This window comes from Mesorhizobium sp. M2A.F.Ca.ET.037.01.1.1 (assembly GCF_003998075.1).
Classification (GTDB): Bacteria; Pseudomonadota; Alphaproteobacteria; order Rhizobiales; family Rhizobiaceae; genus Mesorhizobium.
Map to the genome: position 1 here is coordinate 1 of NZ_RZSA01000841.1, position 2951 is coordinate 2951.

The window sequence follows — 2951 nt, forward strand, 5'->3', positions numbered from 1 at the left end:
TGTCGGTCAGCGCCGGCTCGAACTTGTCGTGCTCGCGCGTGAATCCTTCCAGCCATTCGCCGAAGATTGGACCGGCGCGTCCCGGCCGCGTGCTGCCGATGATGATGTTCAGACGATGCTTCACGGGAGAGCTCCTTGCTTGGCGGTATCCATTGGTGACTATCGCAGGCCACCGCCGGCAACAAGCAGCTATTGGCTGATGTCGGTCACATTCCGGCGAGATGGCTCGACAGTGCGCTGCCGTCCGGTCACATGGACGCCGGCCTTGTCGGGCACTACATTCACCGCTGTCAGCGGAGCATCTTCATGGACACCAAGCCCGCCCCCTTCGTGCCGCCGGCGCCCAAGCCGCGCACTGAGCCGCCTTCGACGCTGGAGATGATGCGCATCGTCTACCGCAACCCGCTCGAATTGTGGGGCGAGCACACCTACAACGAGCCGTGGGTTTCGGCCAATGGCGTCGGCGGACACCTGATCGTCGCCAACGATCCCGGCCTCATCCGCCATGTGCTGATCGACAACGCCAAAAACTACAAGATGGCGACGGTGCGCCAGTTGATCCTGCGGCCGATCCTGCGCGACGGGCTGCTGACCGCCGAGGGCGAGGTCTGGAAGCGTTCGCGCAAGGCGATGGCGCCGGTGTTCACGCCGCGCCATATCTTCGGTTTCGCCGACCCGATGCTGAAGCGCACGCTGGAATTCGTCACCCGCTATGAAGCGGGCGGCATGACCGATGTCGCGCATGACATGACCCTGCTCACCTATGACATCCTGGCCGAGACGCTGTTTTCCGGCGAGATCGCCGGCGAGCCGGGCAGCTTCGCCAAGGAGATCGACCGCCTGTTCGAGACCATGGGCCGCGTAGACCCGCTCGACCTGTTACGTGCTCCGGAATGGCTGCCGCGCCTCACCCGCATCCGCGGCCGCAAGACCATGGCCTATTTCCGCAAGATCGTCGCCGGCACGGTGAAGATGCGCGAAGAACGGATGAAGCGCGATCCGGGTGGCGTGCCGCAGGATTTCCTCACCCTGCTGCTTCGGGCCGAGGGACCGGACGGGCTGACCCGCGCCGAAGTCGAGGACAACATCATCACCTTCATCGGCGCCGGCCACGAGACGACGGCGCGGGCGCTGGGCTGGACGATCTATTGCCTGGCTGAGGCGCCCTGGGAACGCGACAGGGTCGAGCAGGAGATCGACGCCGTGCTGGCGCGCGAGCCCGATCCGACCAAGTGGCTGGACGCCATGCCGCTCACCCGCGCGGCCTTCGAGGAGGCGCTTAGGCTCTATCCGCCGGCGCCTTCGATCAACCGCGAGCCGATCGAGCCGGAGACCTGGAACGGCCTCTACATTCCGAAATACGCCGCCGTGCTGGTGATGCCCTGGGTCGTGCACCGCCACAGAAAACTCTGGGACAGGCCGAACGCCTTCATGCCGGAGCGTTTCCACCCGGAAAACCGCGACAAGATCGACCGCTTTCAGTACCTGCCCTTCGGCGCCGGCCCGCGCGTGTGCATAGGCGCCAGCTTCGCCATGCAGGAGGCGATCATCGCTTTAGCGATCCTGTTGTCGCGCTTCCGCTTCGACGTCACCTCCGACACCAAGCCATGGCCGGTTCAGAAGCTCACCACGCAGCCGCAGGGCGGCCTGCCGATGCAGGTCTCGCGCCGGGGCTGAGCAATGCATGCCGCCCAGAAATGTGCAGCGGTTCTGGGTTAACGACATGCATCAAACTTAGATCCTCTACCGGTCGGCGATCGGCCGGCGCTGCTGGAACTGGCCGGCGGCGCGGAAGCGCCAGAGATAGCTGGGCAGGATGGTGGCGATCGCTTGCGGCTGGATGCCCAGCCCGGCAAGCGTCCTGGCGGCCTTGACGGCGTCGTCCGAGACGACATTGTGCTCACGCAACTGCAGCACCTGGTCCTTGGTCAGGAGCGGATTGGGCAGCAGCTGGAGGATCGATGCCTGGATGTTCGCCACCCAGAACGGCACCGGCACCAGGAGACGGCGGCGTTCGATGACCGTCAGCAACTCTTCCATGCATTCCTTGAAGGTCAGCACCTGCGGGCCGCCAAGCTCATAGACCTGGCCGCCCCTGACATTGCCGTCGACGGAGCGCGCCACCGCTTCGGCGACATCGCCGACATAGACCGGCTGGAACTTGTTCTGTCCGCCGCCGATCAGCGGCAGCACCGGAGAGTAGCGCGCCATGTTGGCGAAGCGGTTGAAGAAGGAGTCCTCCGGCCCGAAATTGATCGACGGGCGGAAGATGGCGGCGTCCGCGATCGTATCGAACACCGCCTTTTCGCCGAGCGCCTTGGTGCGGGCATAGCTGGACGGGGAATTCGGGTCGGCTCCGAGAGCGGAGATGTGGGTGAGGCCGGCGCCGACCGAGCGTGCGGCCTCGGCGACGGCGCGCGCGCCGAAATCGTGCACCGCGCCGAATTTCTGGCGGCCGGTCTCATGCAGGATGGCGACGAGGTTGACGACATGGTCGGCGCCCTGCACGGCGCGGTCGACCGACCAGCGCACGCGCACATTGGCCTGCACCGGCTGGATCTGGCCGACATTGCCGAGCGGCTGCACGTGGCCGGCAAGGTCGGGCCGCCGGCAGGCGACACGGATGCGGTAGCCGCGCTTGGCCAGGGCGCGAACGACATGGCGACCGACGAAGCCCGAGCCGCCGAAGACGACGACGAGCTTGGGGGTCTGCAGGATTTCGGTCATGACTGGCTCCGCGCGAATGCTTGGCTGAAGCCGTTTCTTAATCCGTTTCTCGCCAAAGGCAAAGAGCGACCGGAGGTCGCCATTGCCCTGTTTTTGAACTTGCCCGGAATGCCGCTCCGCCGCGTTGAAAGAAAACAGAAAACCCCGCCGAAGCGGGGTTTTCCGGGCAGTTCCGCGCCGAAACAGGGGCCAACGAGTCGGCCTGACCTAAGACGGTATCAAGG

2 protein-coding genes are annotated in these 2951 nt (G+C 65.4%); one reads left to right on the top strand and one right to left on the bottom strand.

The window, feature by feature from the left end:
* The first annotated feature begins 306 nt into the window (after positions 1-306).
* On the top strand, positions 307-1677 hold the full coding sequence (locus EOA27_RS29965; protein WP_127257930.1) for a cytochrome P450: 1371 nt from the start codon (positions 307-309) through the stop codon (positions 1675-1677).
* Between the two features lie 66 nt (positions 1678-1743).
* Here EOA27_RS29965 and EOA27_RS29970 read toward each other — a convergent pair whose 3' ends face one another.
* Positions 1744-2727, bottom strand: a complete 984-nt coding sequence (locus EOA27_RS29970) for a complex I NDUFA9 subunit family protein (protein ID WP_127249705.1) — start codon at positions 2725-2727, stop codon at positions 1744-1746.
* Between the last annotated feature and the right edge of the window lie 224 nt (positions 2728-2951).